This window comes from Sphingobium sp. B12D2B, from assembly GCF_025961775.1.
Classification (GTDB): domain Bacteria; phylum Pseudomonadota; class Alphaproteobacteria; order Sphingomonadales; family Sphingomonadaceae; genus Sphingobium.
This window is the reverse complement of the sequence record NZ_JAOQOH010000001.1, coordinates 287,208-312,157: the sequence shown is the minus strand read 5'-3', so window position 1 is coordinate 312,157 and position 24,950 is coordinate 287,208. Positions and strand designations below refer to the sequence as shown.

Below are 24,950 nucleotides of genomic sequence, written 5' to 3'. Positions count from 1 at the left end.
CCTCTCCTGCGCGTCATCAAGGGTTCGGTCAAATGCTGGACGGCTCGACCCAGCCGGCAAGTTCTCGCCCGAGAAGCTGCCGATACATGGCAATAGCGTCCGCCTGAGCGTTAAGACAGGGCAAAAAGGCGAAATGCTCGCCACCCGCGGCGACGAAGCTCTCCTTGCCGCGCAGGGCGATTTCCTCAAGCGTCTCCAGGCAGTCCGCCGAGAAGCCGGGCGTCATCACCGCGACCGAGCGCACGCCCTGGCCGGGCAGTCCCTCGAGCACGGTGTCCGTCGCCGGCTCCAGCCATTTGGCGGGGCCGAAGCGGGACTGGAAGGTGACGATGATCTCACGCCCCAGCGCCTCACCAAGCAGGCGCGCCGTCTCTACACACTGCGCATAATAGGGATCGCCCAGTTCGCGGGTGCGCTTGGGCATGCCGTGGAAGCTCACAAGCAGGCGATCCGGCGCGAATGGCAGGGCGGCCAACTGGCCTTGCGTGCGGGCGCGCAATGCCTCGATATAAGCAGGATCGTCGAAATAGGGCGGCAGGGTGCGGATGGCGGGCTGCCACCGCATCGCTTCCAGCGCCTGACCGACCGCATCCATCACGCTCGCGGTCGTGGCGCCGCAATATTGGGGATAGAGCGGGGCGATGAGAATGCGCTCATGGCCGCTCTCTTTCAGCGCGGTCAGCCGGTCGGCAATGGATGGCGCGCCATAGCGCATCGCCCAGTCGACCGTGATCGCATCTCCCCAGATGACCCGCAGGCCCCGCGCCGTATCCCGCGTGTGCATCGCCAGCGGAGAGCCGTCGTCCGTCCACACCTGCTGATAGGCATGCGCCGACTTGCGCGGGCGGACATTGAGCACGACACCCCGCAAGATTGGCTGCCAGACCGCTTGCGGAATCTCGACGACGCGCGGATCGGACAGGAACTCGCGCAGATAGCGCTTCACCGCTGCCGGCGTCGGCGCGTCAGGGGTGCCGAGATTGACGACCAGCACGGCCACTCGGCCCCCTTGAGCGCCGATGGCGCTGCCCGTCACCTGCGATTCATTCATCCATCCTCTCCCATGACTGGCAAGCGACGGTAGCGCCGCCCCGTGACCGTCGCCAGCGCACTGGCGAGCGCTGGCGCAATCGCCGGCACGCCGATTTCCCCAAGGCCGGACTGGGCCGCGCTGCTGTCGATGAATTCCACGCTCACCTCCCCCACATCCGCCATGCGTGGCAGGGCATAATCGCCAAGCTGCAGACCGGCTGGCAACGATCCGGCATAGGCCGGCGCGCCTCCGAGCGCCATGGCGAGGCCGAAGATCAGCCCCCCCTCAATCTGCTGACGGGCGATCCCCGGATTGATCAACTTCCCGCAATCGGCGACGGCGCAGATTTTCTTCACCGCGACCCGTCCCTGCGACAAGCCGGCCTCCACCAGCACCGCGATGTGGCCGCCAGCCATGCTATGGCAGGCGATGCCCTGGCCGCTGCCCGGCACGCCGCCCCGCCAGTTGCCGAGTGCGGTGACGGCGGTGAGGCATTGCGCCAGACGGGGATTGTTGCCGAGCAACTGCATCCGGAAGGAGAGCGGCTCGATCTGCGACACCACCGCCAGCTCGTCGATGAAGCTCTCGGAAAAGAAGCAGCCATAACTATCCGCATTGCCCCGCCAGCGACCCGTCGCCAGCGCGAGATCGGCGGGGAAATGATCCACCGCGAAATTGGGAATCGCATAGGGCAGGTCCATACCGGAGACAGCCAGAGCGTCGGCCTTGTTTGCTGTGTCGGCCCGCGCCTCCTCCCGAGTGCGGCCATGCGCGATCCGTCGCCACTGCTGGGCCAGCGTGGCGGGTGCCGCAACCTTCGCGGACCAGCCCTCGATCAGACCGGTCGGCCCCAGCTTGGCAACCATCCGCGCGCGGGCCGGCGGCCGCGGATAATCGCGGATGATGTCCTCCGCGCGTGACCACATGAGTTGCACCGGCGCATTGGCGGCGCGGGCGATGAGCGCTGCCTGGACTCCGGCATCGACCTCCATCTTCAGCCCGAAAGAGCCGCCCGCGAACAAGGGATAAATGGTCACGTCGCGGGCTGACACGCCCAGTGCCTTTGCCACGGCATCGCGGGCCAGTGTCGGGGCCTGCGTCGGCATCCACAGCTCCACGCCCTCCGGCCGTACGCGCGCCGTCGCCGCCATGGGTTCGAGCGCGAGATGCAGCGCTGGCGCCACATCGTAGACGGCGCTGACGACCTGCGCACCGGCAAAGACCTGCTCCAGATCACCCCGGCGGAAATAGCGCCCGCCTTGGCCGCTCTCGAACGCGGCTTCCAGCGCGGTATCGATGGCTGCGTCGTCCAGCTCCGGCCCATCGAGCCGGAACACGGGATCGAGCCGGCTCAACGCCTGATTCGCCGCCCACCAGGTGCGGCCGGTCACCGCGACCCAGCCTGCCTCCCGCACGATGTCGATCATGCCAGGCGCCGCGCGCGCCCCCGCCTCGTTGATCGATTCGAGCGCGACGGCGTTGACCGGCCCCTGCCGAATCGAGGCATAAATCATGTCCGGCAACCGAATGTCGGCCGCGTAGTTGGCCGATCCGTCGATCTTCGCCGGCACATCCAACCGGGGCGCTTCGGTGCCGATCAAGGCATCCTCGCGCCCTTCTGGCCGGAAGGGCAGCGGCTCGGGCGGCGTGAAAGCGGCGGCCTCCTCGGCCAGCGCGCCGATCCGCGCCTTGTTCGTCCCATCGCTGACAATCCCGGCGACAATGTCGCAGCTTTCCCAGCCGACGCCCCAGCGATCGGCCGCCGCCATGCAGAGCAGCACCCGCGCGGTTGCACCGGCCTCGCGCAAGGCGTCGCGGAAATTGGCAACCGAGGTCGCCCCGCCCGTCAGGACCAGATTATACCGACGCGCATATTCCTCGATCGCCCGATCGCTGAGATCCCCGAACTGCTTGGTGACCGGCCCGGAGAACCATTGCCGCAGGAGCGTGGGATTGGCGTAAAGCGGTCCGGGCGGGGCGGGCTGGACCGCGACGGTGCGCCAGTCAGCGCCGAGTTCATCCGCAACGAGTTGCGCGAACAGCGTGAAGACGCCCTGCCCCAGCTCCGCTTGCGGCACCATGACGATGACCTGCCCATTCCGGTCGATCTTCAGGAACGCGCCGAACGCGGTCTCGCTCTCCGATGCATCCGCGGTTTGCGCGTAGTCGCGCGGCCAGAGCCCCCAGGCCAGGGCCAGTCCGCCGCCTGCCGCAGCCCCGATCAGAAGCGTTCGGCGATTGATGGATGAAGGAAGCCCCTTGCCGGACTTCTCTGCGCCGCCGCTGCTGCCCATCCTGTTGCGCGGCGTCCGCATCAACCGGCCGTGGCGCCCGACCCGTTTCGATCAAGCCAGCGGGCAACCCGCTCGGCAATGGCGCAGAACGGCTGGCCAGCCACGCCCTCATCCGCAGCGGGCGGCTTGCCCGCATCCGATGCGGTGCGGACTGCGATATCCAGCGGCACGCGCCCGAGGAACGGCAAGCCCATTTGCGCGGCGCTCGCTTCTGCTCCGCCGGACCCGAACGGATCGGACACCTCGCCGCAATGCGGGCAGACATAGCCTGCCATATTTTCCACCATGCCGATCACCGGCACCTTTGCCTGATCGAAGAAGCTCACCGCGCGCGTCGCGTCGATCAGCGCCAGATCCTGCGGCGTGGAGATGATCACCGCCCCGGCAGGCTTGTAGCGCTGGATCATGGTAAGCTGCACGTCGCCTGTGCCCGGTGGCAAATCCACCACCAGAAGATCGATGCCCTGCCAGTCCGCATCCAGCAACTGCCCGAGTGCATTGCCGGCCATCGGCCCACGCCAGGCAATCGCCTGCCCCTTTTTGGCCAGATGCCCCATGGACAGCATCGGGATGCCATAGGCGTTCTGGACCGGGAACAGGCGGTTGCCTTCCGCCTTGGGTTTGGCATCCTCGCTGTCCAGCAAACGAGGCAGCGACGGGCCATAAATGTCCGCATCCACCATGCCGACACGCTTGCCGAGCGCCTTGAGCGCGACGGCGAGGTTCACCGAGAGCGTCGACTTGCCGACGCCGCCCTTGCCCGATCCTACCGCGATGATCGTGGGGCGCGCGGCGCGTTCCGCCGTCATCGCGACCCGGACATCCTCCAGACCGAATTCGCTCGTTCCCGCCGCGACGAGCTGCGCGGCGAGGGAATCGCGCTGCTCCGCGTCCAGCCCGCTCACATCCAGCACCAGGCTGAGGACATTGTCGCGCAGGCGAAGTCCGCCGGCGCGGCCCGCTGCCAGGCCTTCGATCCGGGCGGTGAGAGCGGGAGGAAGGGCGGACGCATCATCGATCGGAGAGTCAGTCATGCGGGCGCTCTAGAACATGCCGACTGTTTTGTGAATCGAAGAGCGCCCGAATACGCCCTCACCAAGGGGCAATTATCGCAGCACGGCCCTGTATTTCCGCAAAGACCGTCCCTATAACCACGGCATGAGTAAGGAATTGATGGAAAATCCCGGCCAGACTTTGCCAGTGAGCGAAGGTGGTCCTTGGGGCACGCAGGGCGAGGAGCCGTCTTCCGGCAAAGGCAAGGAAGGTCCGCGCAACCCGTGGACCCCACCGCCCCGGGATGACCGAGGTGGCGCGGATTCGCGCGGCCCGAGCGCAATCGATGAGTTGATGCGCCGCGCGCGGGACAGCTTCGGCGGTCAGGGCGGCGGTACGCCGCGCAGCCCGGGTGGACGCGCGATCTGGTTCTATGCCGCCATCGCCATCGTCGTGCTTTGGATCGCCACCACCAGCATTCACCGGATCGGCCCGCAAGAGCGCGGCATCGTCTCCATCCTGGGCAGCTACAGCCGCACCCTTGGCCCCGGCATCAACTGGTCGCTGCCCGCCCCGCTCGAAAATGTGACCATCCTCGACGTCGAAGAGATCCGCACCGTCGATCTCGGCTCGGCTGGCGATGAGTCAGAGAAGCTGGTGCTCACTGGGGACCAGAACATCATCAATCTGGGCTATTCTGTCCGCTGGAATATCCGCGACCCGCAGCAATATCTCTTCCAGATCGCCAATCCTGAGGAAACGATCACCGCCGTTTCCGAATCCGCCATGCGCGCAGTGGTGGCGACAGTCTCGCTGACCGACGCGCTCGGCGCCGGGCGGAATGCCATCGAGGCACAGGTGCAGGAGCGGATGCAGCAGATTCTCGACAGCTACGGCGCGGGCGTGCGCATTCAGGGCGTCGCCATCAAGCAGGCCGATCCGCCAGCTGCCGTGAACGATGCCTTCAAGGAAGTCAGCGCTGCGCAGCAGGCTGCCGAAACCTATCTCAATCAGGCCCGCGCTTATGCGCAGCAGCTCTCTGCCCGCTCACAGGGTGAGGCCGCCGCGTTCGACAAGGTGTATGAGGAATATCGCCTCGCACCCGACGTGACGCGTCGCCGCATGTATTATGAAACCATGGAAAGTGTGCTCTCCGGCGTGAACAAGACCATTGTCGAAACCCCCGGTGTGACGCCCTATCTGCCGCTCCCAGCCCTTCGCCCCCGCGCGAATGTGAGTGTGGAGACGCCCGCACAGCCGCAAGCCCAGCAGCAGGGAGGAGCACAATGAACCTCTCCTTGCGCAACCCCATCCTGCTGGCCGTTCTGGCGACTGTCGGCCTGATCCTGCTGGCCAGCACCTTCTCGATCGTCCCGGAAACCAAGCAGGCCGTCGTGCTGCGCTTCGGCGAACCGGTCCGCATCTACAATGCCTACAAGCCCAATGAGGTGTTCGGGAACACCGGTGCCGGCCTCAAGGTCCGGCTGCCGTTCGTCGATCAGGTCGTGTGGATCGACAAGCGCGTGCAGTCGGTCGCCATGGAGCGCCAGCAGGTGCTCTCCACCGATCAGCTGCGTCTGCAGGTCGATGCCTTTGCACGCTACCGCATCGTCGACCCCCGACGCATGTTCATCTCGGCCGGTAGCGAGACCCGAGTTGAGGACGCGCTGCGCCCGATCCTGGGTTCGGCCCTGCGTAACGAGCTGGGCCGCCGCCGCTTCGACCTGTTGCTCAGCCCGGAACGCAGCGAGGTGATGAACAACATCACCGCCAGCCTGAACCGGGTCGCGCGGCAGTATGGCGCCGAGATCATCGACGTGCGGATCATGCGCGCTGACCTGCCCGACGGCACGCCGCTGCAGAGCGCGTTCCAGCGGATGCGCACCGCGCGCGAGCAGGAGGCTCTGACCATCCGCGCAGAAGGCGCCCGGCGCGCCCAGCTGATCCGCGCCGATGCCGATGCCGCCGCAGCCAAGGTCTATGCCGCCAGCTTCGGCAAGGATGCGCAGTTCTACGATTTCTATCGCGCCATGCAGTCCTACCGGACGACCTTTGCCGAAACGGCGCCGGGCGAAACCAGCGCCGTCCTGTCCACGGACAACGACTATCTCCGCCAGTTCCGGGGGCGCTAAGGCTGATTGAGGGCGCGGCGTCTTTACGTCGCGCCCTGACCATTCAATGCCCGTTCATCCGGGCGATTCCATGGCCGGTGGGTCACTCCCCGGCTCCGGGCCTTCCGTTCCGGAACGCCCGGCGAAAGATGAAGAGAAGAGGAACATCTTCGTGCGCTACGCTTATGCTATTACCGCAGCCCTCCTCCTCGGCGGCACCGCCATTGCCCTGACATCCAATTCATCCACCGTCGTCGCGCAGACCGCGCAGAACGAGAATATGGCCGCAGCCGCGCCGCGCGGCGCGCCAATGAGCTTCGCCGACATGGCGCAGCGCCTGCAGCCGGCCGTGGTGAATATTTCCACCCGCCAGCGCGTGCAGGTGCAGAACCCGTTCGCAGGCACGCCGTTCGGTGCCCTGTTCGGCTCGGGCGACCAGCCCCAGACTCGCCAGGCGCAGTCGCTCGGCTCGGGCTTCATCATCTCGGCAGATGGTTATGTGGTCACCAACAATCATGTGATCGCGCCGGGTGCGCGGGGCGCACGGGTCGACTCGATCACCGTCACGCTCCCCGACCGCACGGAATATGAGGCCAAGCTGATCGGCACCGATCCGCGCTCGGACCTTGCCGTGCTCAAGATCTCCACCACCAAGCCACTGCCCTTCGTGAAGTTCGGCGACTCGACCCGTGCCCGCGTCGGTGATTGGGTGATCGCCATCGGCAATCCCTTCGGCATCGGCAGCACGGTCACCGCCGGGATCATCTCGGCGCTCCACCGTAACACCGGCGGGGGCGAGCGCTTCATCCAGACCGACGCGTCGATCAACCAGGGCAATAGCGGCGGCCCGATGTTCGACATGAACGGCAATGTGATCGGCATCAACAGCCAGATCCTCTCGCCCACCGGCGGCAACATCGGCATCGGCTTTGCGATCCCGGCCGAGCAGGCTGTCCCGATCATTGAGACGCTGCGGAAGGGCCAGACGATCACGCGCGGCTATCTCGGCATCCAGATCGGCCAGCTTTCCGAAGACATGGCCGATTCGCTCGGCCTGCCCCGCAACCGCGGCGAGTTCGTGCATGGCGTCGAGCCGGGCCGCGCTGCCGACAAGGCCGGCATCAAGGCTGGCGATGTCATCGTGAAGGTCAACGATCGCGAGGTGAACCCGGACGAGACGCTGTCCTACATCGTCGCCAATCTGCCGGTTGGCTCCAGCGTGCCGATCGAGCTGATCCGCAATGGCAAGCGCATGACCATTCGCGCGACGATCGAGGAGCGTCCGGCGGAAGAGGAACTGGCCAACTTCAGCCAGCCGGCCGAGGACGATTTCTCGGACCAGGATGCCCAGGCCACCAAGGAAGCCTCGCAGCAATTGCTTGGCATCGCCGTCCAGTCGCTGACGCCCGCCATCGCCCGCCAGCTTGGCGTGCCGGCGGATACGCGCGGCGTGGTGGTGACGGCTGTCGACCCCGCGACCGACGCCGGACAGAAGGGGCTGCGCCGCGGCTTCGTCATTACCACGGCCAATGGCCAGCCGGTCACCAGCGAGGCGGAACTGGGCAAGGCCGCGCAGGCCGCCAAGGATGCCGGCCGCAACGCCGTGCTCCTGCAGGTGGTCCGCCGCGGATCGCCGCCGGCCTTCGTGCCGATCCGCCTGCGCGGCATGTAAAAGCGGGCATCCCGACAGAGTGAAAGGGCGCGATGACCTCGCGCCCTTTTCTGTTTGTGCCGCTTTTCTTGCTCCCCTTGCCAAGCTACCTCTGGCCTGTGGTTGGAGAACGGGCATGAGCGACGACACGAGCATCTTCATTGGCCAAAGTCTCGACGGCGAACCGCAGCGTCTGGTCCTGCGTCGCGCCAACCGGCACGGCCTGATTGCCGGCGCGACCGGAACCGGCAAGACGGTGACACTGCAGGGGCTGGCCGAGAGCTTTTCGGCGCAGGGCGTTCCGGTCTTTCTTGCCGATGTGAAGGGCGACCTGTCCGGCATCGCCATGGCTGGCTCGCCGACGGCAAAGAACGCCGACAAGCTGATCGCCCGCGCGCAGGAAATCGGCATGGCTGACTATGCCTTCTCGGACAATCCGGCGATCTTCTGGGATCTTTATGGCGAACAGGGCCATCCGGTCCGCGCCACCATTTCCGAAATGGGGCCGTTGCTGCTCGCCCGGCTGATGGGGCTGAACGAAACGCAGGAAGGCGTGCTGACCATCGCCTTCCGCTATGCGGATGATGAAGGGCTGCTCCTGGTCGACCTGGGCGATCTGCAGGCGATGCTGGCTTATTGCGCTGACAATGCCGACATGCTCACCAGCCGCTATGGAAATGTGACCAAGGCCAGCGTGGGCGCCATCCAGCGCCAGCTTTTGCAGCTCGAATCGCAGGGTGGCGACAAATTCTTCGGCGAGCCCGCGCTGGAGATCAGCGACCTGATCCGCACCGATGAGAAGGGCCGCGGGTTCATCAACATCCTCGCCGCCGACAAGCTGATGCGCAGCCCGAAGCTGTATGCGACCTTCCTGCTCTGGCTGCTGTCCGAGCTCTTCGAGACGCTGCCGGAAGTCGGCGACCCTGCAAAACCCGTGCTCGTCTTCTTCTTCGATGAAGCGCATCTGCTGTTCGACGATGCGCCCAAGGCGCTGGTCGACAAGATCGAGCAGGTTGTGCGCCTGATCCGCTCCAAGGGCGTGGGCGTGTATTTCGTGACGCAGAACCCTATCGACGTGCCGGAGGATGTGGCGGGGCAACTCGGCAACCGAGTGCAACATGCCCTGCGCGCCTTCACCCCGCGTGAGCAGAAGGCGATCAAGGCCGCCGCCGAGACGTTCCGCGCCAATCCCGCTCTGAACGTCGAAACCGCGATCATCGAACTGCGCGTGGGCGAGGCGCTCGTTTCCCTGCTGCAGGAAGATGGCGCGCCCTCTATGGTCCAGCGGACGCTGATCGCGCCACCGCGCTCACGGTTGGGCGTGCTAGAGCCCAAGGAGCGCGCGATCATCCAGTCCATTTCGCCCTGTGACGGCAAATATGACGAGGCGATCAATCGCGAATCCGCCGAGGAAATCCTGCTGGCTCGCACGCAGGCGGCAGCTGCCGCCGCAGACGCAGCCAAGGCACAGGCCGAGGCGGACAAGGCAGCCGCGCAGCAGGCCAGGCTGGAAGCCAAACAGCGCGAGGCAGAAGCCCGTGCTCAGGCACGAGAAGCTGCCAAGCCGAGCAATCTCGACCGCGCCATCCAGTCCGCGACGCGCTCGGCCGCTTCTTCGGTGGGCCGGCAGGTCGCCAATGAGATCGGCAAGGCGATTCTCGGTGGATCGAGTCGCAAGAGCAGCGGCGGGCTGGTCGGGCGTCTCGTGCGCGGCGTGTTGGGCGGACTGCTCAAATAACGGTTCGCTCGGGCGCCCGCTTAGCCCCGGCCGCGATAGCCGGGGACATCCTGAACCGGGAGCCATACGCCATCCAGGGGCGGACCGGACTGCCAGAATACATCGATGGGAATGCCACCACGCGGATACCAATAGCCGCCGATGCGCAGCCAGAGCGGCTGCATTTCGGCCGTCAGCCGTTCACCGATGCCGACGGTGCAATCCTCGTGGAAACCGGCATGATTGCGGAAACTGCCGAGGAAGAGCTTGAGCGACTTGGATTCCACAATCGTCTCGCCCGGCACATAATCGATGACCAGATGCGCGAAATCGGGCTGGCCGGTGACGGGGCAAAGCGATGTGAACTCCGGCGCGGTGAAGCGCACCAGATAGGGCCGGCCCTTGCGGGGATTGGGCACATAATCGAGAACGGCCTCCTCCGGGCTTGCCGGAAGGCCGCTTGTCTGACCGAGATGCTTGAGTGTCATGCCACGCGCCTTAATATGATTCGTGGCCGGCGCGAACCCCTTGCGCCAACCATCCCACCTCAAGGATACGCTTCGCCATGGATATGCTGGTTTCTACCGATTGGCTCGCAAAGGCGCTCGGCGCGCCGGACCTCAAGGTCCTCGATGCCACGGCCTTCTTGCCGGGCACCCCGCGTGACCCCAAGGCGGAATATCTGGCGCAGCATATTCCCGGCGCTTTGTTCCTCGATCTCTCGACGCTCAACGACGCGAGCGATCCACGCCCCGCGATGGTGCCGACCAACGCCCAGTTCGCCGAGCGGATGGCGGCCCTCGGCATCGGGCAGGACGACCGCATCGTCATCTACGACAATAGTCCGCTGAGCAGCGCGGGCCGGGCGTGGTGGCTGCTACGCATCTTTGGCGCACGTCAGGTTGCTATTTTGGATGGCGGGTTGGCGCGCTGGACGGCAGAAGGCCGCCCGACCGAAGCAGGCGAGGCAGCCAGGTCGAACAACGGTGCCTTCACCGCCGCCTGCGACGACAGCGCGATTGCCAGCAAGGCCGATGTGCTCGCCAATCTGGAGAGTTGCGCCGCGCAAGTCGTGGATGCCCGCAGCGCCGACCGATTCCGGGGCGACGCCGCCGAGCCGCGCGCCGGCATGGCGGAAGGCCATATCCCCGGTTCGGCCAATCTGCCGTCAAACCTGTTGCTGGACGAACAGGGACGCTGGAAGCAGGGCGACGCGCTGCGGCAAGCCTTTGACGATGCAGGCGTCGATCTCGACAAGCCGCTGATCATGAGCTGTGGCAGCGGCGTCACTGCCTGCAATCTGCTGTTCGGCGCAGCACTGCTGGGCAAGGAAGATGTACGAATCTACGACGGGAGCTGGTCCGAATGGGGTGCCGATCCTGCGACGCCCAAGGCGGTCGGCCCGGCATGAGCGGCACCCACGACGACGGAAAGACCGGCAAACCTCTTGGCCCCGGCACAAGACTGGTCCAGGCCGGTCGCCGCCCAGAATGGACCGGGATGCCCGGGCAACCCGGCGGGATCGTCAACCCACCCGTCTGGCGCGCTTCCACCATATTGTATGAGGATGTAGCGCATCTGCGCAGCGCCACGACCGCCGATCCGCACCGCCTCTATTATGGCCGGCGTGGCGCGCCGACGAGCTGGTCGCTGACTGAGGCCATCACCCAGTTGGAGCCGGAAGCGGCCGGCACGATGCTCTACCCCTCGGGCGTCGCCGCCATTGCCGGCGCCTTGCTCGCGGTGCTGAAGCCCGGCGACGAACTGCTGATGGTCGACAGCGTCTATGGCCCGACCCGCGCGATGTGCGATGGAATGCTGCGCGAGTTCGGCGTGCGGACGATGTATTATGATCCGCTCATCGGCGCCGATATCGCTGCGCTTTGCACCGAGCATACCCGAGCCATCTTCCTCGAAAGCCCCGGCAGCCTGACCTTCGAGGTGCAGGACGTGCCCGCCATTGTCGCAGTGGCAAAGGCGCGCGGGATCATCACGCTGATCGACAACACCTGGGCGACACCCTTGCTGCTGCCGGCCCTCGGCCTGGGGGTTGATGTGTCGATCCTCGCCTGCACAAAGTATCTTTGCGGCCATAGTGACGTCATGATGGGGTCGGTCACCGCCAATGCGGCGCTGTGGCCGGCCATCCACAAGCGCGGCCACATGCTGGGCCAGACCGTCAGCCCGGACGATGCCTGGCTGGTGCTGCGCGGCATGCGGACGCTGGCCGTGCGCCTCAAGCATCAGGGCGAAAGCGGGCTGGCGCTGGCCCGCTGGCTGGAAGCGCGGCCAGAGGTCGCGCGCGTGCTGCACCCGGCTTTGGCATCCTGCCCCGGTCATGAAGCGTGGCGCCGCGATTTCGCCGGGAGCGCCGGCCTGTTTGCTTTCGAACTGGCGAGCAACGACGACTCGGCCCGCGCGGCTTTAATCGACGCGCTGACGCTGTTCGGTATCGGCTATAGCTGGGGCGGGTTCGAGAGCCTTGCCCTGCCGGTCGATCCCGCCAGCCTGCGCACGGCGCGACAGTGGGAGGCCAAGGGTTTGCTGGTGCGGATCAATGTCGGGCTGGAAGAGCCTGACGATCTCATCGCGGACCTCGAAGAGGGGCTTCAGCGTTGGCACCTTGCGATGGAGCACCACGCCGCTCCTTGAGTCGCCCGCTGCTTGCACTGCACCCTGGCTGAACGCCGATGGGGGCACTTCGCGCCTGAACAAGTCTGGCGAAACCTCCAGATGCGCCTGCTTCCCCTACGGTTTCGGTCAATAGCCAGCGTGGCGCGGCTGCAACACTTCATGAGTTCGCAACACATATGTGCAGTTTCTGTCTTGTGCGTCGCACAAGACAGAGGCATCAGGATCGCGGCTTGCCGGCAAGTCCGCTCAACCGCAGCAAAATGCGGATCCAAAATGAAGCGATCGCCCGGCGCTGCAGGCAGGGACGATCGCATTTTTATCTCGTTAAGGGGAATCCCATGCGTAAGTCCATTCTGGGCCTCTCGGCCCTCGCTATTTTTGCCACTGCCACCCCTGCTCTCGCGCAGGACGATGACAGCGGCCTGACCGTTTCCGGCTCCGCCACCGTTGTGTCTGACTACCGCTTCCGCGGCTTCTCGCAGACGAAGCAGAATGCTGCCATCCAGGCCGGCATCACCGTGACGCACGACAGCGGTTTCTACTTCGGCACCTGGGGTTCGAACGTCGACTTCCCGGATCTCGACGGCGCTGGCAATGGCGCGACCGCTGAGCTCGACTTCTTCGCCGGCTACTCCACGGAGCTGGCTCCGGGCGTGACGGTCGACGCCGGTCTGCTCTATTATCTGTACCCGAAGGACACGGTCACCGACGTCGCGACCGACTTTTTCGAGCCTTATGTGACGCTCAAGACCACGCTTGGCCCGGTCGGCCTGGCAGTCACGGCGAACTACGCCTGGAAGCAGGACGCGCTCGGCAAGAACGATGCCTTCTACATCAAGGCCGCTCCGTCGCTCGCCATCCCTGGCACGCCGTTCACTGTTGACGGCAGCATCGGCTACGCAACGAGCGATAGCTTCCTCGGCGGCGTTGACGGCGAAGTGTTCGACTGGTCGGCTGGCGTGAGCGCCAGCTGGAAGCAGCTGACCTTCGGCGTGCGCTATGTCGACACCGACGAGCCCGGCCAGATCCGCGGCAGCGACGCAGCGGTCGTGTTCTCGGTCGGCGCAGCGTTCTGATCGAATAAAGTGCGGCCGTCACCGGGGGGAGACGGCTGAACAAAGGGGTCGCGACATCCGTCGCGGCCCCTTTTTATTATGGGCGACGAGGGAGCGGCCGCGCTCTTACAAACCGATCCTGAACCAGGTCAGTCGGCCTTGGCCCGCCGGGCCGTGATGATGCGAATGGCAGGCTCGAGCATCTGCCCCTTCATCACGCCTTCACCCTTCGTCGCGCTGCGCGGGGCGTTCCAGATGCTGCGAATGACATCCATGCCGTCGATCACCCGGCCGAAAGCGGCAAAACCCGGCTGATCCTGCGTCGCGTCGAAGCCACGCATGTCGCCGACGATGATAAAGAAATCGCCCGTCGCCGTCCCCGGCGCACCTTGCGCCATGGAAATGACGCCTTCGATATGGCTCAGCCCGGTCTTGCTGGTCGGCTCATGCGGCACGGGTTTCAGGATGCGCTTTGGATCGTTCTGCGTTCCGCCCTGGATGAATCCACCGGGCGTGCCGTCCTCCCATTTGAAGGCGCGATAGAAGAACGTGCCATCGAGCCGCTTCCCATCGACATAGGCGAGGAAATTGGCTGCAGTCACGGGTGCACGCTCTGTCTCGATCGCAAGGGTGACGGCGCCGGCGCTGGTCGTCAGGACGACGGGCACGGTCTCAAAGACCTGCGTCTCGACCACCTCCCGCGCCTTGGCAGCCTCCTCCTCAGCCTTGCGTTGGACCGCGGCCGCTTCGGCCGCCCGCGCGGCGGCCTCGGCACGGTTGATCGCTTCCAGCTCGGCATCGATCTTCGCCTGAATCTCGGCTTCGGATCGCTGGGCGTGGGCCGGGGCAAGCGCCGTTGCCGAGAGGGTGGCCAGGGCGACGGGCATCGTCAGCCGGCGAAGGCGTGAGAGGATCATCATGACGCCATGCTAACCCGCGCTCTCCCCGCAAGACAAGGCAGCCCTTTCGCTTCACAGCCTGTCCCCGCAAGCCTATAGGCGGGAGCACCATGTCGTTCCTCAGACTCGTCGCTCTCTTCATCCTCACCGTCGCGCTGATGGAGGGCTTTGCCTATGTGATGCACCGCTGGGTGATGCACGGCCCCGGCTGGTTTCTGCATGCCAGCCATCATCGGCCGCGAAAGGGCAATTGGGAGCTCAACGATCTCTATTTCGTGATCTTCGCCCTGCCCTCGATCCTGATGTTGCTCGGCGGCGTGCAATGGGGCTGGGGCAACTGGGCGACCGCCGTCGGCGCCGGGATCGCCGCTTATGGCGCCATCTACCTCTGCTTCCACGACATCATCGTTCACCAGCGGGTGAAGCATCGTTATGTCGCTCGCTCGCCCTACATGAAGCGCATCGTGCAGGCGCATCGCCTGCATCATGTGGTGGAGACGCGCGAGGGCAATGTGAGCTTCGGCTTCCTGATCGCCCCGGCGCCGGAAGACCTCAAGCGGCAACTCGCTGGCATGGACGCGGGCCGCATCCGCGACGCGCGGGGCCGGTAGGAGGCTCTCGCCGCCACGGGTGCTTTCCATGCCGAGGACATGGCTTGCAGCGTGGCCTGTCATTCTCCGGCCTTGGTGTTGCTGACGTCTTGCACTATGCAGCGCAAAACTGACGGGGAAAACACTTGACGCTTGCTGTCCTGGCCGCTGCTCAGCCCATCTATTTCCAGAATCTCGGGCTCGATCCGGTCGCCCTCGATCTCGGCTTCTTCGCGATCAAATGGTATAGTCTGGCCTATCTCGCCGGCATTCTGATCGGCTACTGGTATCTGACCGTGCTGCTCCGCCAGCCGGGCGCGCCCATGGCACGTCGCCATGCCGACGATTTCATCTTCAATGCCACGCTCGGCATCATCGTGGGCGGACGGCTCGGCTATATTCTCTTCTATCAGCCGTCGATCCTCCAGAACCCCATCGACATCTTCAAGCTATGGGAAGGGGGCATGTCGCTGCATGGCGGCACCATCGGCGTCATCGCCGCGATCTGGTGGATGGCCCGGCGCGAGAAGCTCTCCTTCCTGCGGGTGGCGGACTATATCGCCTGCGTCGTGCCGTTCGGGCTGTTCTTCGGCCGGCTCGCCAATTTCGTGAATGGTGAGCTGTGGGGTAAGGTCACCACCGTGCCATGGGGTATCGTTTTCCCCGGCGGAGGCGACCTGCCCCGGCATCCCAGCCAGCTCTACGAAGCGCTGCTGGAAGGGCCGCTGATGTTCGCGATCCTCGCCTTTTTCTTCTGGAAGACCAAGGCCCGCTACGAGCCCGGCAAGCTGTTCGGCATTGCCGCGCTCTGCTACGGCGCTGCCCGCTTCTTCGTCGAGTTCTACCGCGAGGCGGATTCCCAGTTGATGGAGTTCGCGGAACGCACCGGCCTGCATATGGGCCAGTGGCTGACCCTGCCGATGCTGGTGCTGGGCCTCTATCTGGTGGTGACCGCGAAGGGCCGCCGGACCCGCGTCGAGCCGATTGCCGGGCAGGACAGTGTCGCCTGACATCTGGCAGGGCCGCGACACTCTTTCGCTCCACGACTTCATGGCGGCAGCCAATGCCGCTTATTATGCCGGGCGCGATCCCTTGGGCGCGCGCGGGGACTTCATCACAGCGCCGGAGATCAGCCAGATGTTCGGCGAGCTGATCGGGCTTTGGATGGCCGATCTTGCCTTGCGCGCCGGCGTCGGCCCTTCCTTCGCCTATGTCGAGCTGGGACCGGGTCGCGGGACGCTCGCGGCCGACGCCCTGCGAGCGATGGGCCAAGCCAGGCTCGTACCGCCGGTCCATCTCGTCGAAACCAGCCCTACGCTGCGTGCTCGCCAGCAGGCCGCCGTGCCGGGCGCGATCTGGCATGACAGCGTGGCGACACTGCCCGATGATCGCCCGCTGATCGTCATCGCCAACGAGTTTTTCGATGCCCTGCCGATCCGCCAGTTCCAGCGCACCGGCGCGGGCTGGCGCGAACGTTTCGTGCAGCGCGAGCCCGCTGCTTTCATCCTTGGCGGTGAGGATTGCGGCCAGCACATTCCCCTTGCGCTCGGCGATGCGCCTTTGGGATCCATGGTCGAGCGCAATTTTGCGGCCGAAGCCATCGTCGCCGATCTCGCAGAGCGGTTCTGCCGACAGGGCGGTGCGCTGCTGACCATCGATTATGGCTATGAGGGACCGGCATCGGGCGATACGCTGCAAGCGATGAGCCAGCACCGCTTTGCCGATCCGCTCGATGCGCCGGGCACCCGCGACCTGACCGCCCATGTCGACTTCGGCATGATTGCCGCCGTCGGCCGGGCGCACGGGTTGCGGCCGCAACCATGCATCGGGCAGGGCGCCCTGCTCACGACGCTGGGCATTGATGCGCGCGCAGCCACGCTTACCCGCGCAAATCCTGCGCGTGCCGAGGATATCCGCGCCGCGCGCGACCGGCTGGTCGAGCCCGATCAGATGGGCACGCTGTTCAAGGCCCTCGCCTTGCGTCACCCGGACTGGCCGGCATCGGCGGGGTTCGCATGAGCATCGAAGTGCTGCGCGCCGGCGCGCTGGGCGATGTACCCCACGGCTTTCTTGGGCGCACCGGCGGCGTCTCGATAGGGATTCACGCCGGACTCAATGTCGGCTTGGGTTCGGATGACGAGCGCGACGCGGTTCTGACAAATCGTGATCTGGCGCGCGAAGCCGTGCTACCGCAATCGACGCTCGTGACGCTGCATCAGGTCCATTCCGCCCGCGTTGTCATTGCGGACGCTGCCTTTCCGCGCGACGCCCGACCGGAAGCCGATGCGCTGGTGACAGCGCGCCCCGGGCTGCTGCTGGGGGTTCTCACTGCTGATTGCGTGCCGATCCTCTTTGCCGATCCCACCCATGGCGTCGTGGGGGCGGCCCATGCGGGGTGGAAAGGCGCGCTCCACGCCGTGGCGGAAGCGACCATCGACGCAATGACGTTCTTGGGCGCGACACGCGCCACCATCGCCTGCGCCATCGGCCCATGCATCGGCAAGGCGAGCTATGAGGTGAGTGCCGGTTTCGAGCGCCCGTTCCTCGAACGCGATCCGGATGACGAGCGCTTTTTCGCCGAGGGCCGCCCTGGCCATCTGCAGTTCGACATCGCCGGCTATGTCGGAGCGCGACTGGCGCAGGCGGGCATCGGCACGGTCACCTTGCTGGATGAGGACACGTACAGCCAGCCCGCGCGATTCTTCTCCTACCGTCGCGCCTGCCATGCTGGCGAGCCGGGCTATGGGCGGCAGATTTCGCTCATCGGGTTACCGGCGTAGGCGCTATTCCCGTCGCGCCGCGCAACTTCACCAGTGCAGAACGGGCCAGCCTTCTTCCGCCGCCAGTGACGCCAAGGCACTATGGGGGTTCGCCGCATAGCCCTCGTCCGCAAAGCCCAACAGCGGTGCATCGGTGACGTGATCGCTATAGGCGCGGACGTGCGCATCGGCCCGGGCAATCCCTTCGCGGGACATCCACGCCTCGATCATCCGCAACTTTGCGACGTCATAGCAGTTCTCTCCTGCAATGCGTGCCCGGATGTAGTCGACACCCTGGCTGAAATGATCGGTAGCAATCACATCATCGAAGCCCAGCCTCTTCGCAATCGGTTCCACATAAAGCCGGAAGGATGCCGAAGCGATCACCAGCCGGCAGCCGGAGGCGCGATCCTGCGCGATCTGGGCCAGCGCGCCGGCGCGAATGTTGCGCGCAATCACCTTGTCGGCATAGGCCTCCACGGCCGGGCGGATCCTCTCGCGATTGACCCGTCGCCCGATCAGCAGCGCCTGATTGAGTTCCTTCGCCCGGCCGCGATCGACCAGCCTCAGCACATAGCCGAGCATGACCAAGCCCGCCACGGGCAGGAAAATCAGCCGCCACGGCGCCAGCGAGAGAGCCATGTGCGTGAGAAACGCCGCATAGGTGCCGCGCACGGTGATCGTGCGGTCCATGTCGTAGATCGCGATCCTCTGCACCGCTCAATGTCTCCCTGTACTCTCGGGCTGCGGCCCGCCAGATGGTCCAATTCGGCTTGCCGTGCAACGCAAACTGGCCCACTGTGGCTCAGATGACGCAATCTGCCGACCTCATCGAGAGCAACGATGCAACAGGCCGGACGGTTGCCTTCGCCGGCAGCCTTGCGCTCGCCCAGCTTGGCGATCTGCCCAATCGCACCGAGGCGATAGAGGGCGATGTCGCCCGGATCGACCTCACGCAGGTCACCCAGATCGACACAATCGGCGCGTGGATCGTCCACAGCCTCGCCAAACGCACGCAGGCGGAAATCACCGGCGCCAGTGACGACGCAATGCGGCTGATCGACGTCGTCTCGCGCAACGATCAACCGCTGGAAACGCGCAATGTGCCGCCCCATCCGATCGTGCGCATTCTGGAGGAAGTGGGTGTTGCAACCCGGATGACCTTCAACACGATGATCGGCCTGCTCGGCTTTCTGGGCGCGGTGGTCATCACATCCTTCATGCTGCTGCGGCATCCGTCTCGCATCCGTCTGATCGCCGTCGTCCAGCGTATCGAGGTCGTCGGAATCTCGGCGCTCTTCATCATCGGGCTGATGAGCTTCCTCGTCGGCATCGTGATCGCGCAGCAAGGGTCGGTGCAGCTCGAGCAGTTCGGTATGGAGGTGCTGACCGTCAATCTCGTCGGGCGCCTGACGTTTCGCGAACTGGGCGTGCTGATGACGGCCATCATGGTCGCCGGCCGCTCGGGATCGGCCTTTGCCGCGCAGATCGGCACGATGCAGCTCAATGAAGAAGTGGACGCGATGCGCACCATCGGCGTCTCGCCCATGGAAGCGCTGGTGATGCCGCGCATCATGGCCGCGGTCATCATGATGCCGCTGCTCGGCTTCTATGCCTCGGTCATGGCGGTGATCGGCGGTGCCTTCCTGTGCGCGGTCTCGCTCGATATTCCGCCCGTCACCTTCTTCCAGCGGCTGCGTGAAGTCGTGCCGCTGACCGACCTTTATATCGGCCTTATCAAGGCGCCGGTCTTTGGCCTCATCATCGCGATCGCAGGCTGCTTCCAGGGCCTGCAGGTGCGCGGCAATGCCGAGGAAGTCGGCCTGCGCACCACCGCCGCTGTGGTGCAGGCGATCTTCATCGTCATCGTGCTCGATGCCATCTTCGCGGTGTTCTTCACCTGGCTGGGGTGGAAATGAGCGCTAGCGACGATCCGGTCATCTCCATCCGGGGACTGGTCAATCGCTTCGGCGACCAGACCGTGCATGACGGGCTGGACCTCGACGTGCGGCGCGGCGAGATTCTCGGCGTCGTGGGTGGATCAGGCACCGGCAAGTCGGTGCTGATGCGCTCGATCATCGGCCTGCAAAGCCCCTATGCCGGCTCCATCGAGGTGTTCGGCGAGCAAATGCTGGACCGCGACCCTGCGGACCCGGAATTGCTGGCAATCCGCAAGCGCTGGGGTATCCTGTTCCAGAACGGCGCGCTGTTCTCCACGCTGACTGTCTCCGAGAATGTGCAGGTGCCGTTGCGGGAGTATTATCCCGATCTGCCGGTTCAGTTGCGCGAGGAAATCGCCGCCTACAAGATCCTGATGACCGGCCTTCCGGACAATGCGGGGCCGAAATTCCCCTCCGAGCTCTCCGGCGGGATGCGCAAGCGCGCCGGCCTTGCCCGCGCGCTCGCGCTGGACCCGGCCCTGCTGTTCCTCGATGAGCCGACCGCGGGACTCGACCCAATCGGTGCTGCGGCTTTCGACGAGCAGACGCGGGCCTTGCAGGAGACGCTGGGCCTGACCGTGTTCCTGATTACCCACGATCTCGACACGCTCCACGCCATTTGCGACCGCGTTGCCGTGCTCGCCGATCAGAAGGTCATCGCGGTCGGGACGATCGACGAGTTGCTGGCGCTCGATCATCCCTGGATCCAGGAATATTTCAACGGGCCGCGCGGGCGCGTTGCCCATGGCCAGAGCGCCAAGATGAGAGGCGCGTGATGCACAATCGGCCGCAGACATGGACAGGGTGGAACCACGGCGCCATAAAGCCGTTGGGGGAAAGCAGGAAATAGATGGAAACACGATCCAACAATGTGTTCGTGGGCGCGGTCGTCCTGCTCCTGATGGCCTTGACGGTCGGGGCAGCCTTCTGGTTCTCACGCATCGGCGAATCCGATCGCAAGGAATACGACATCTTCTTCAAGCAGTCGGTGAGCGGCATCGCCCGTGGATCGGCGGTGACTTATGCTGGCGTGCCCTCGGGGCAGGTCCAGTCGATCGAGCTTTGGGAGCGCGACCCCCAGTTCGTGCGCGTGCGCATCGTCGTCAGCCGGACGACGCCTGTCCTGCAAGGGACGACCGCGACGATCAATGGCGTGGGCTTTACCGGTGTCTCGGAAATTCAGCTTGAGGGCGCGGTGCGCGGCGCACCGCCGATCGTCTGCCCGGAGCGCAATGCGCAGTCGGTCTGCCCCGAAGGCGTCCCCGTCATCCCGACCAAACCCGGTGCGCTTGGCGAACTGCTCAACAGCGCCCCGATGCTGCTGGAGCGGCTTACGACGCTCACCGAGCGATTGACCGAGCTGCTGGATGATCGCAACCAGAAGCATATTGCCGGCATCCTGCAGAATCTCGACAAGCTGACAGGCGACATCGCCGCGCGTGGACCGGAACTGGCTGATACCATCACACAAGCCAAGCTGACGCTCGAAAATGCCTCCAAGGCTGCCGAATCGCTCGCCCAGGCCGCGAACAACACCAATGCGCTGGTGAACGAAGAGGGTCGTCCCCTCATCCGCGACCTGCGCACGACGATCCGCAATGCCGGCGCGACGCTGGAAACGCTGGATGCGACCCTGAAGGAGGCACAGCCGGGCATGCGGACCTTTACCCGCGACACCATGCCGCAAATCGGCCTGCTGGTCCGCGATCTGCGTCAGGTCTCCCGTTCGCTTCAGGCTGTGACGGATACCGTTGAACAACAGGGTGCAGGCGCCTTGATCGGCTCGCCCAAATTGCCGGATTACAAGCCATGACGAACAGCAGAGCGAACGTGCAGACCACCCCGGCGACCAGCGGAGCAGCGATGCGCAACGCAGCGCGGGCGGCCCTGATCACGGGCCTGCTCATTTCGGCGGCCGGGTGCGTGAAGTTCGGTGCCGAGCCGCCCGACCGGCTGCTCGCGATTGCCAGCACGGCGACGGTGCCGGCCGGGGTATCGGCATCCAGTGCCAGTGAATCCGCCCTGTTCATCGATGTGCCGAACGTGCCGAAGGCCCTCGCGACCCCGCGCGTGGCGGTGCGCGAGAACAGCACCAGCTTTGCCTATGTGAAGGATGCGATCTGGGTCGATACGCCAGCCCGGCAATTCCAGTCTCTCCTATCGGAGACGATCCGGTCGCGCAGCAATATCCTGGTGCTCGACCCCGGCCAGTATCTCGCCCGCACCGGTTACATCCTCAATGGCGATCTGGTCGAATTCGGTATCGATGCGACGCGCCGGGAAGCGGTCGTCACGTTCGACGCGACCATGCTCTCGCCCGACGGCCTGACAGTGACGCGCCAGCGGTTCACCGCCTCCGCGCCGGTCAGCCGCATCGACGCAGATGGCGTCGCCCCGGCGATCAGCGCCGCCGCCAACGATGTCGCCAATGCCGTGGCGACCTGGGTCTCCAGCCGGACCTGACGCCCGGCTGAAGTCCTATCCCGCTCAGGCGAGGCTCTTCGTCGCCTGCTCCATTACGTCCCGCGAGAGGCCGGGTTCGGCGATGATCCGCTCCAGTGCCGCGCGCATGGCGGCACCCCGCTGCGCATCGAACCGGCGCCAGCGACCAAGTGGCGGCACGAGCCGCGCGGCGGTCTGCGGATTGAGCTTGTCGAGCGCGATGATGGCGCCTGCCACCATGTCATAGCCCTTGCCGTCCGCCCGGTGGAACGCCCACTGGTTGGCGGCAAACGCGCCATAAAGCGCGCGGGCGCGGTTGGGGTTGGCGAGTGTGAAGTCGGGGTGGCTGCTCAGCGCCGCGACATTATCGACCGTCTCCGGATGGAAGGCCAAAGCCTGGGTCTGGAACCATTTGTCGATGACCAGCGCGTTGCCCGCATAGCGCGCGTGGAACGCCGCCAGTGCTGCGTCCCGCTCCGCCGCCGTGCCATTGGCGAGAACAGCCAGCGCGGCCTGGCGCTCGGTCATATTATCCGCCTGCTCGAACTGGGCGAGGGCAAGCGCCGGGCCATCCGATGCGCCTGATGCGACCAGATAGCTCAAGGCAACCCCGCGCAGCTTGCGGGCCGCGCGCGCGTCCGCCGAGAGCGAGAAGCCATTGCGCGCGCAATCGGCATGGAGCCTGCGCCAGTCCTGCTCCAGTTGCGCGCCGATCTCGTGCTGCAGCGCCTCACGCGCCGCGTGGATGGCATCCGGATCGACGACCTGCATCTGGTCGCCGAGATAGGCCTCGCTTGGCAGCTTCACCGCTTCGGCGATCAGCGCCCGGTCCAGCGTGTCGTCGCTGATCGTCCGGCGGATCGAGTCGATGATGACGCCGCTCTCCAGCGGTCCGCCCGCAATGTGGCTGAGCAGGCCATTGATCATGAGCTGCTGCAACGCCTCATAGCGGCTGAACGCATCGTCATCGCGCGCGGCGAGAAAGGCCAGATCCTGGGCGCTCTGCTCGGCTTCCACCACGATTGGCGCGGAGAAGCTGCGATTGAGCGAAAGCACCGGCGGCTGCGCGAAACCGGTGCGCGTGATGACCGTCTCCGCCTGCGTCAGCACCTCCAACTCCTCGCCGGCATGGGCGCCCGTCTTCCGGTCGAACAGGGCGAAGAGGAATGGGATCGCCATGGGCTGCTTCTCGCCCTGCCCTGGCGTCGGCGGCACGGTCTGGCGCAAGGTGAGCGTCACCGTGCCGCTCGTCGCATCATGCGCGGTCTCGACCGTCACGCGCGGGGTGCCGGCCTGGCTGTACCAGAGCCGGAACTGAGCGAGATCGATGCCGCCGCCATCTTCCATCGCGCGGACGAAATCCTCGCAGGTCGCCGCCTGCCCGTCATGCCGCTCGAAATACAGGTCGGTGCCTTTGCGGAACCGCTCTGGCCCCAGCAACCTAGCCATCATGCGGATCAGCTCGGCGCCCTTGTTATAGACGGTCGCCGTATAGAAGTTGCTGATCTCCATATAGGACTCTGGCCGCACCGGGTGAGCGAGCGGACCGCCATCTTCCTGGAACTGCGCCGCGCGCAGCACGCGCACATCCTCGATCCGCTTGACCGGTGCCGAGCCCATGTCGGCGGAGAATTCCTGATCGCGATAGACGGTGAAACCTTCCTTGAGGGAGAGCTGGAACCAGTCCCGGCAGGTTACTCGGTCGCCCGACCAGTTGTGGAAATATTCGTGCGCCACAACCGCCTCAATGGCGTCATAATCCGGGTCGGTCGCCGTTTCCGGGTCTGCCAGAATGTAGCGCGTGTTGAAGATGTTGAGGCCCTTATTCTCCATCGCGCCGAAGTTGAAATCCGCCACCGCCACGATGTTGAACACATCGAGATCATATTCGCGGCCATAGACGCGCTCGTCCCACGCCATCGAATCCTTGAGCGCCTTCATCGCATGGTCCGTGCGCGGCAGATCGCTTTCCGCCACCCAGATGCCGAGCTTCACCGGCCGGCCGCTCATGGTCGTGAAACTGTCCGCATTGCAGGCGAGATTGCCAGCGACCAAAGCGAACAGATAGCTCGGCTTGGGGAACGGATCGGTCCAGCGCGCCCAATGCCGCCCGCCCTCCAGATCGCCCACCTCCACCGGATCGCCATTGGCGAGCAGCACGGGATAGGTCGCCTTGTCGGCGCGCAGCGTCACATCATAGCGCGAGAGCACATCCGGCCGGTCGGGGAAGAAGGTGATGCGACGGAAGCCCTCCGGCTCGCACTGGGTGCAGAGCAGGCCCCCAGAAGCGTAGAGCCCCATCAACTGTGTATTCGCTGCAGGATTGATCTCGACCTCGGTCTCGACGACGTGGCTCTCGCCGGTCAGCGGGATCAGCAGCGCGCCCTCCTCGAGCCGCCAGTCGGAGGGGGCGAGCGTGCGGCCGTCGACGGCGACCCGCAGCGGCGTCAGTCCGTCGCCATCCAGTCGCAGCGGCTGGGCATGATCGCCGGCGCGGGTGACCTCAAGCCGGGCCTTGACGCGGGTGGCGCGGGCATCGAGATCGAAGTCGAGGCTGATCTGCGGCACCTGCCAGAGCGGCGGGCGATAATCCTCGCGGCGGATGACAGGCGGCGTGGCGGCGGCTTGGGTGGTCTGAATATCCATGCCTCAGTCCTATGCCCGCATCAGGCGGGGCACAAGCGGGGTGCGGGCGGTAAAAGTCCCAACATCCGTTCCTGTCGAGCCCTTCGACTGCCCGCAGGGCGGGCGCTCAGGATAAACTTCAGCCTAAAGGCTGAAGTCGAGACACCGAGGACAGTCCTAACGTGTCTCGACTTCGCTCGACACGAA

At 65.4% G+C, this 24,950-nt stretch carries 22 protein-coding genes; 15 read left to right on the top strand and 7 right to left on the bottom strand.

From position 1 onward, the window contains the following. Positions 1–28: 28 nt before the first annotated feature. Genes hemH through M2335_RS01535 form a run of 3 tightly spaced genes read right to left on the bottom strand, consistent with a single transcriptional unit; the run spans position 29 to position 4,361 of the window. Positions 29–1,051 (bottom strand): ferrochelatase, encoded by a 1,023-nt coding sequence (hemH, locus tag M2335_RS01545; protein ID WP_264593560.1) that lies wholly within the window; start codon positions 1,049–1,051, stop codon positions 29–31. Continuing rightward, entirely contained in the window at positions 1,048–3,348 is a 2,301-nt protein-coding gene (locus M2335_RS01540) for a molybdopterin cofactor-binding domain-containing protein (RefSeq protein WP_413716092.1), read from the bottom strand. Before M2335_RS01540 ends, hemH begins: the two co-directional genes overlap by 4 nt. Beyond that, a complete protein-coding gene (locus M2335_RS01535; protein ID WP_319801183.1) occupies positions 3,348–4,361 on the bottom strand; it encodes an Mrp/NBP35 family ATP-binding protein in 1,014 nt (337 codons plus the stop codon). The genes M2335_RS01540 and M2335_RS01535 overlap by 1 nt, the downstream gene beginning before the upstream one ends. Before the next feature lie 124 nt (positions 4,362–4,485). Between M2335_RS01535 and hflK the strand changes: the two genes are divergently transcribed. The 4 genes from hflK to M2335_RS01515 all read left to right on the top strand — a co-directional run bounded on the left by hflK (position 4,486) and on the right by M2335_RS01515 (position 9,820). Then, a complete protein-coding gene (gene hflK / locus M2335_RS01530) occupies positions 4,486–5,610 on the top strand; it encodes an FtsH protease activity modulator HflK (protein WP_264593559.1) in 1,125 nt (374 codons plus the stop codon). Continuing rightward, positions 5,607–6,452: a protease modulator HflC gene (hflC, locus tag M2335_RS01525; RefSeq protein WP_264571680.1), complete on the top strand. Its 846-nt coding sequence runs from the start codon at positions 5,607–5,609 to the stop codon at positions 6,450–6,452. The genes hflK and hflC overlap by 4 nt, the downstream gene beginning before the upstream one ends. A 151-nt stretch (positions 6,453–6,603) precedes the next feature. Continuing rightward, the gene (locus M2335_RS01520; RefSeq protein WP_264571679.1) at positions 6,604–8,103 is read left to right on the top strand and encodes a DegQ family serine endoprotease; all 1,500 of its coding nucleotides are present in this window, start codon (positions 6,604–6,606) and stop codon (positions 8,101–8,103) included. A 115-nt stretch (positions 8,104–8,218) separates the two neighbouring features. Continuing rightward, entirely contained in the window at positions 8,219–9,820 is a 1,602-nt protein-coding gene (locus M2335_RS01515; RefSeq protein WP_264593558.1) for a DUF853 domain-containing protein, read from the top strand. Between the two features lie 20 nt (positions 9,821–9,840). On the opposite strand, the gene queF is transcribed toward M2335_RS01515, so the two are convergent. Next, entirely contained in the window at positions 9,841–10,287 is a 447-nt protein-coding gene (gene queF / locus M2335_RS01510) for a preQ(1) synthase (protein WP_181561119.1), read from the bottom strand. A 77-nt stretch (positions 10,288–10,364) separates the two neighbouring features. On the opposite strand from queF, the gene sseA reads away from it, so the two are divergent. The 3 genes from sseA to M2335_RS01495 all read left to right on the top strand — a co-directional run bounded on the left by sseA (position 10,365) and on the right by M2335_RS01495 (position 13,509). Continuing rightward, the gene (gene sseA / locus M2335_RS01505; protein ID WP_264593557.1) at positions 10,365–11,210 is read left to right on the top strand and encodes a 3-mercaptopyruvate sulfurtransferase; all 846 of its coding nucleotides are present in this window, start codon (positions 10,365–10,367) and stop codon (positions 11,208–11,210) included. Next, complete coding sequence (gene metC, locus M2335_RS01500; RefSeq protein ID WP_264593556.1) at positions 11,207–12,451, top strand: cystathionine beta-lyase; 1,245 nt, start codon at positions 11,207–11,209, stop codon at positions 12,449–12,451. Before sseA ends, metC begins: the two co-directional genes overlap by 4 nt. Positions 12,452–12,771: 320 nt before the next feature. Beyond that, on the top strand, positions 12,772–13,509 hold the full coding sequence (locus tag M2335_RS01495) for a TorF family putative porin (protein ID WP_181561116.1): 738 nt from the start codon (positions 12,772–12,774) through the stop codon (positions 13,507–13,509). A 128-nt stretch (positions 13,510–13,637) separates the two neighbouring features. On the opposite strand, the gene M2335_RS01490 is transcribed toward M2335_RS01495, so the two are convergent. Continuing rightward, positions 13,638–14,183: a peptidylprolyl isomerase gene (locus tag M2335_RS01490; RefSeq protein ID WP_264592461.1), complete on the bottom strand. Its 546-nt coding sequence runs from the start codon at positions 14,181–14,183 to the stop codon at positions 13,638–13,640. Between the two features lie 314 nt (positions 14,184–14,497). Between M2335_RS01490 and M2335_RS01485 the strand changes: the two genes are divergently transcribed. The 4 genes from M2335_RS01485 (at position 14,498) to pgeF (ending at position 17,757) form a co-directional block, all read left to right on the top strand. Further along, the gene (locus M2335_RS01485) at positions 14,498–14,998 is read left to right on the top strand and encodes a sterol desaturase family protein (protein ID WP_264593555.1); all 501 of its coding nucleotides are present in this window, start codon (positions 14,498–14,500) and stop codon (positions 14,996–14,998) included. 125 nt (positions 14,999–15,123) lie between these two features. Further along, the gene (gene lgt / locus M2335_RS01480; protein WP_264593554.1) at positions 15,124–15,987 is read left to right on the top strand and encodes a prolipoprotein diacylglyceryl transferase; all 864 of its coding nucleotides are present in this window, start codon (positions 15,124–15,126) and stop codon (positions 15,985–15,987) included. After that, positions 15,977–16,996: a class I SAM-dependent methyltransferase gene (locus tag M2335_RS01475; protein ID WP_319801182.1), complete on the top strand. Its 1,020-nt coding sequence runs from the start codon at positions 15,977–15,979 to the stop codon at positions 16,994–16,996. The genes lgt and M2335_RS01475 overlap by 11 nt, the downstream gene beginning before the upstream one ends. Further along, entirely contained in the window at positions 16,993–17,757 is a 765-nt protein-coding gene (pgeF, locus tag M2335_RS01470; RefSeq protein WP_264593553.1) for a peptidoglycan editing factor PgeF, read from the top strand. The genes M2335_RS01475 and pgeF overlap by 4 nt, the downstream gene beginning before the upstream one ends. Before the next feature lie 27 nt (positions 17,758–17,784). Here pgeF and M2335_RS01465 read toward each other — a convergent pair whose 3' ends face one another. Further along, positions 17,785–18,429 carry an HAD family hydrolase gene (locus M2335_RS01465; RefSeq protein ID WP_264595336.1) on the bottom strand — a complete coding sequence of 215 codons (645 nt, stop codon included), beginning with the start codon at positions 18,427–18,429 and terminating at the stop codon, positions 17,785–17,787. Positions 18,430–18,545: 116 nt separating this feature from the next. Between M2335_RS01465 and M2335_RS01460 the strand changes: the two genes are divergently transcribed. From M2335_RS01460 to M2335_RS01445, 4 genes are all read left to right on the top strand, one after another. After that, positions 18,546–19,655 carry an ABC transporter permease gene (locus M2335_RS01460; protein ID WP_264593552.1) on the top strand — a complete coding sequence of 370 codons (1,110 nt, stop codon included), beginning with the start codon at positions 18,546–18,548 and terminating at the stop codon, positions 19,653–19,655. Further along, complete coding sequence (locus M2335_RS01455; protein WP_264571668.1) at positions 19,652–20,452, top strand: ABC transporter ATP-binding protein; 801 nt, start codon at positions 19,652–19,654, stop codon at positions 20,450–20,452. The genes M2335_RS01460 and M2335_RS01455 overlap by 4 nt, the downstream gene beginning before the upstream one ends. A gap of 74 nt (positions 20,453–20,526) precedes the next feature. Beyond that, positions 20,527–21,489 (top strand): MlaD family protein, encoded by a 963-nt coding sequence (locus M2335_RS01450; RefSeq protein ID WP_181561110.1) that lies wholly within the window; start codon positions 20,527–20,529, stop codon positions 21,487–21,489. Then, positions 21,486–22,139, top strand: coding sequence for an ABC-type transport auxiliary lipoprotein family protein (locus M2335_RS01445; protein ID WP_264577058.1), 654 nt, complete (start codon positions 21,486–21,488; stop codon positions 22,137–22,139). The genes M2335_RS01450 and M2335_RS01445 overlap by 4 nt, the downstream gene beginning before the upstream one ends. A gap of 24 nt (positions 22,140–22,163) precedes the next feature. Here the strand turns inward: M2335_RS01445 and pepN are convergent, their stop codons facing one another. Continuing rightward, on the bottom strand, positions 22,164–24,764 hold the full coding sequence (gene pepN, locus M2335_RS01440; RefSeq protein ID WP_264593551.1) for an aminopeptidase N: 2,601 nt from the start codon (positions 24,762–24,764) through the stop codon (positions 22,164–22,166). Positions 24,765–24,950: the final 186 nt, after the last annotated feature.

What these genes read in the sequence shown, in the direction of transcription:
- hemH (WP_264593560.1), bottom strand. Translation starts at nt 1,051, where the DNA reads ATGAATGAATCGCAGGTGACGGGCAGCGCCATCGGCGCTCAAGGGGGC.
- M2335_RS01540 (WP_413716092.1), bottom strand. Translation starts at nt 3,348, where the DNA reads ATGCGGACGCCGCGCAACAGGATGGGCAGCAGCGGCGGCGCAGAGAAG.
- M2335_RS01535 (WP_319801183.1), bottom strand. Translation starts at nt 4,361, where the DNA reads ATGACTGACTCTCCGATCGATGATGCGTCCGCCCTTCCTCCCGCTCTC.
- hflK (WP_264593559.1), top strand. Translation starts at nt 4,486, where the DNA reads ATGAGTAAGGAATTGATGGAAAATCCCGGCCAGACTTTGCCAGTGAGC.
- hflC (WP_264571680.1), top strand. Translation starts at nt 5,607, where the DNA reads ATGAACCTCTCCTTGCGCAACCCCATCCTGCTGGCCGTTCTGGCGACT.
- M2335_RS01515 (WP_264593558.1), top strand. Translation starts at nt 8,219, where the DNA reads ATGAGCGACGACACGAGCATCTTCATTGGCCAAAGTCTCGACGGCGAA.
- queF (WP_181561119.1), bottom strand. Translation starts at nt 10,287, where the DNA reads ATGACACTCAAGCATCTCGGTCAGACAAGCGGCCTTCCGGCAAGCCCG.
- sseA (WP_264593557.1), top strand. Translation starts at nt 10,365, where the DNA reads ATGGATATGCTGGTTTCTACCGATTGGCTCGCAAAGGCGCTCGGCGCG.
- metC (WP_264593556.1), top strand. Translation starts at nt 11,207, where the DNA reads ATGAGCGGCACCCACGACGACGGAAAGACCGGCAAACCTCTTGGCCCC.
- M2335_RS01495 (WP_181561116.1), top strand. Translation starts at nt 12,772, where the DNA reads ATGCGTAAGTCCATTCTGGGCCTCTCGGCCCTCGCTATTTTTGCCACT.
- M2335_RS01485 (WP_264593555.1), top strand. Translation starts at nt 14,498, where the DNA reads ATGTCGTTCCTCAGACTCGTCGCTCTCTTCATCCTCACCGTCGCGCTG.
- pgeF (WP_264593553.1), top strand. Translation starts at nt 16,993, where the DNA reads ATGAGCATCGAAGTGCTGCGCGCCGGCGCGCTGGGCGATGTACCCCAC.
- M2335_RS01465 (WP_264595336.1), bottom strand. Translation starts at nt 18,429, where the DNA reads ATGGACCGCACGATCACCGTGCGCGGCACCTATGCGGCGTTTCTCACG.
- M2335_RS01460 (WP_264593552.1), top strand. Translation starts at nt 18,546, where the DNA reads ATGACGCAATCTGCCGACCTCATCGAGAGCAACGATGCAACAGGCCGG.
- M2335_RS01455 (WP_264571668.1), top strand. Translation starts at nt 19,652, where the DNA reads ATGAGCGCTAGCGACGATCCGGTCATCTCCATCCGGGGACTGGTCAAT.
- M2335_RS01450 (WP_181561110.1), top strand. Translation starts at nt 20,527, where the DNA reads ATGGAAACACGATCCAACAATGTGTTCGTGGGCGCGGTCGTCCTGCTC.
- M2335_RS01445 (WP_264577058.1), top strand. Translation starts at nt 21,486, where the DNA reads ATGACGAACAGCAGAGCGAACGTGCAGACCACCCCGGCGACCAGCGGA.
- pepN (WP_264593551.1), bottom strand. Translation starts at nt 24,764, where the DNA reads ATGGATATTCAGACCACCCAAGCCGCCGCCACGCCGCCTGTCATCCGC.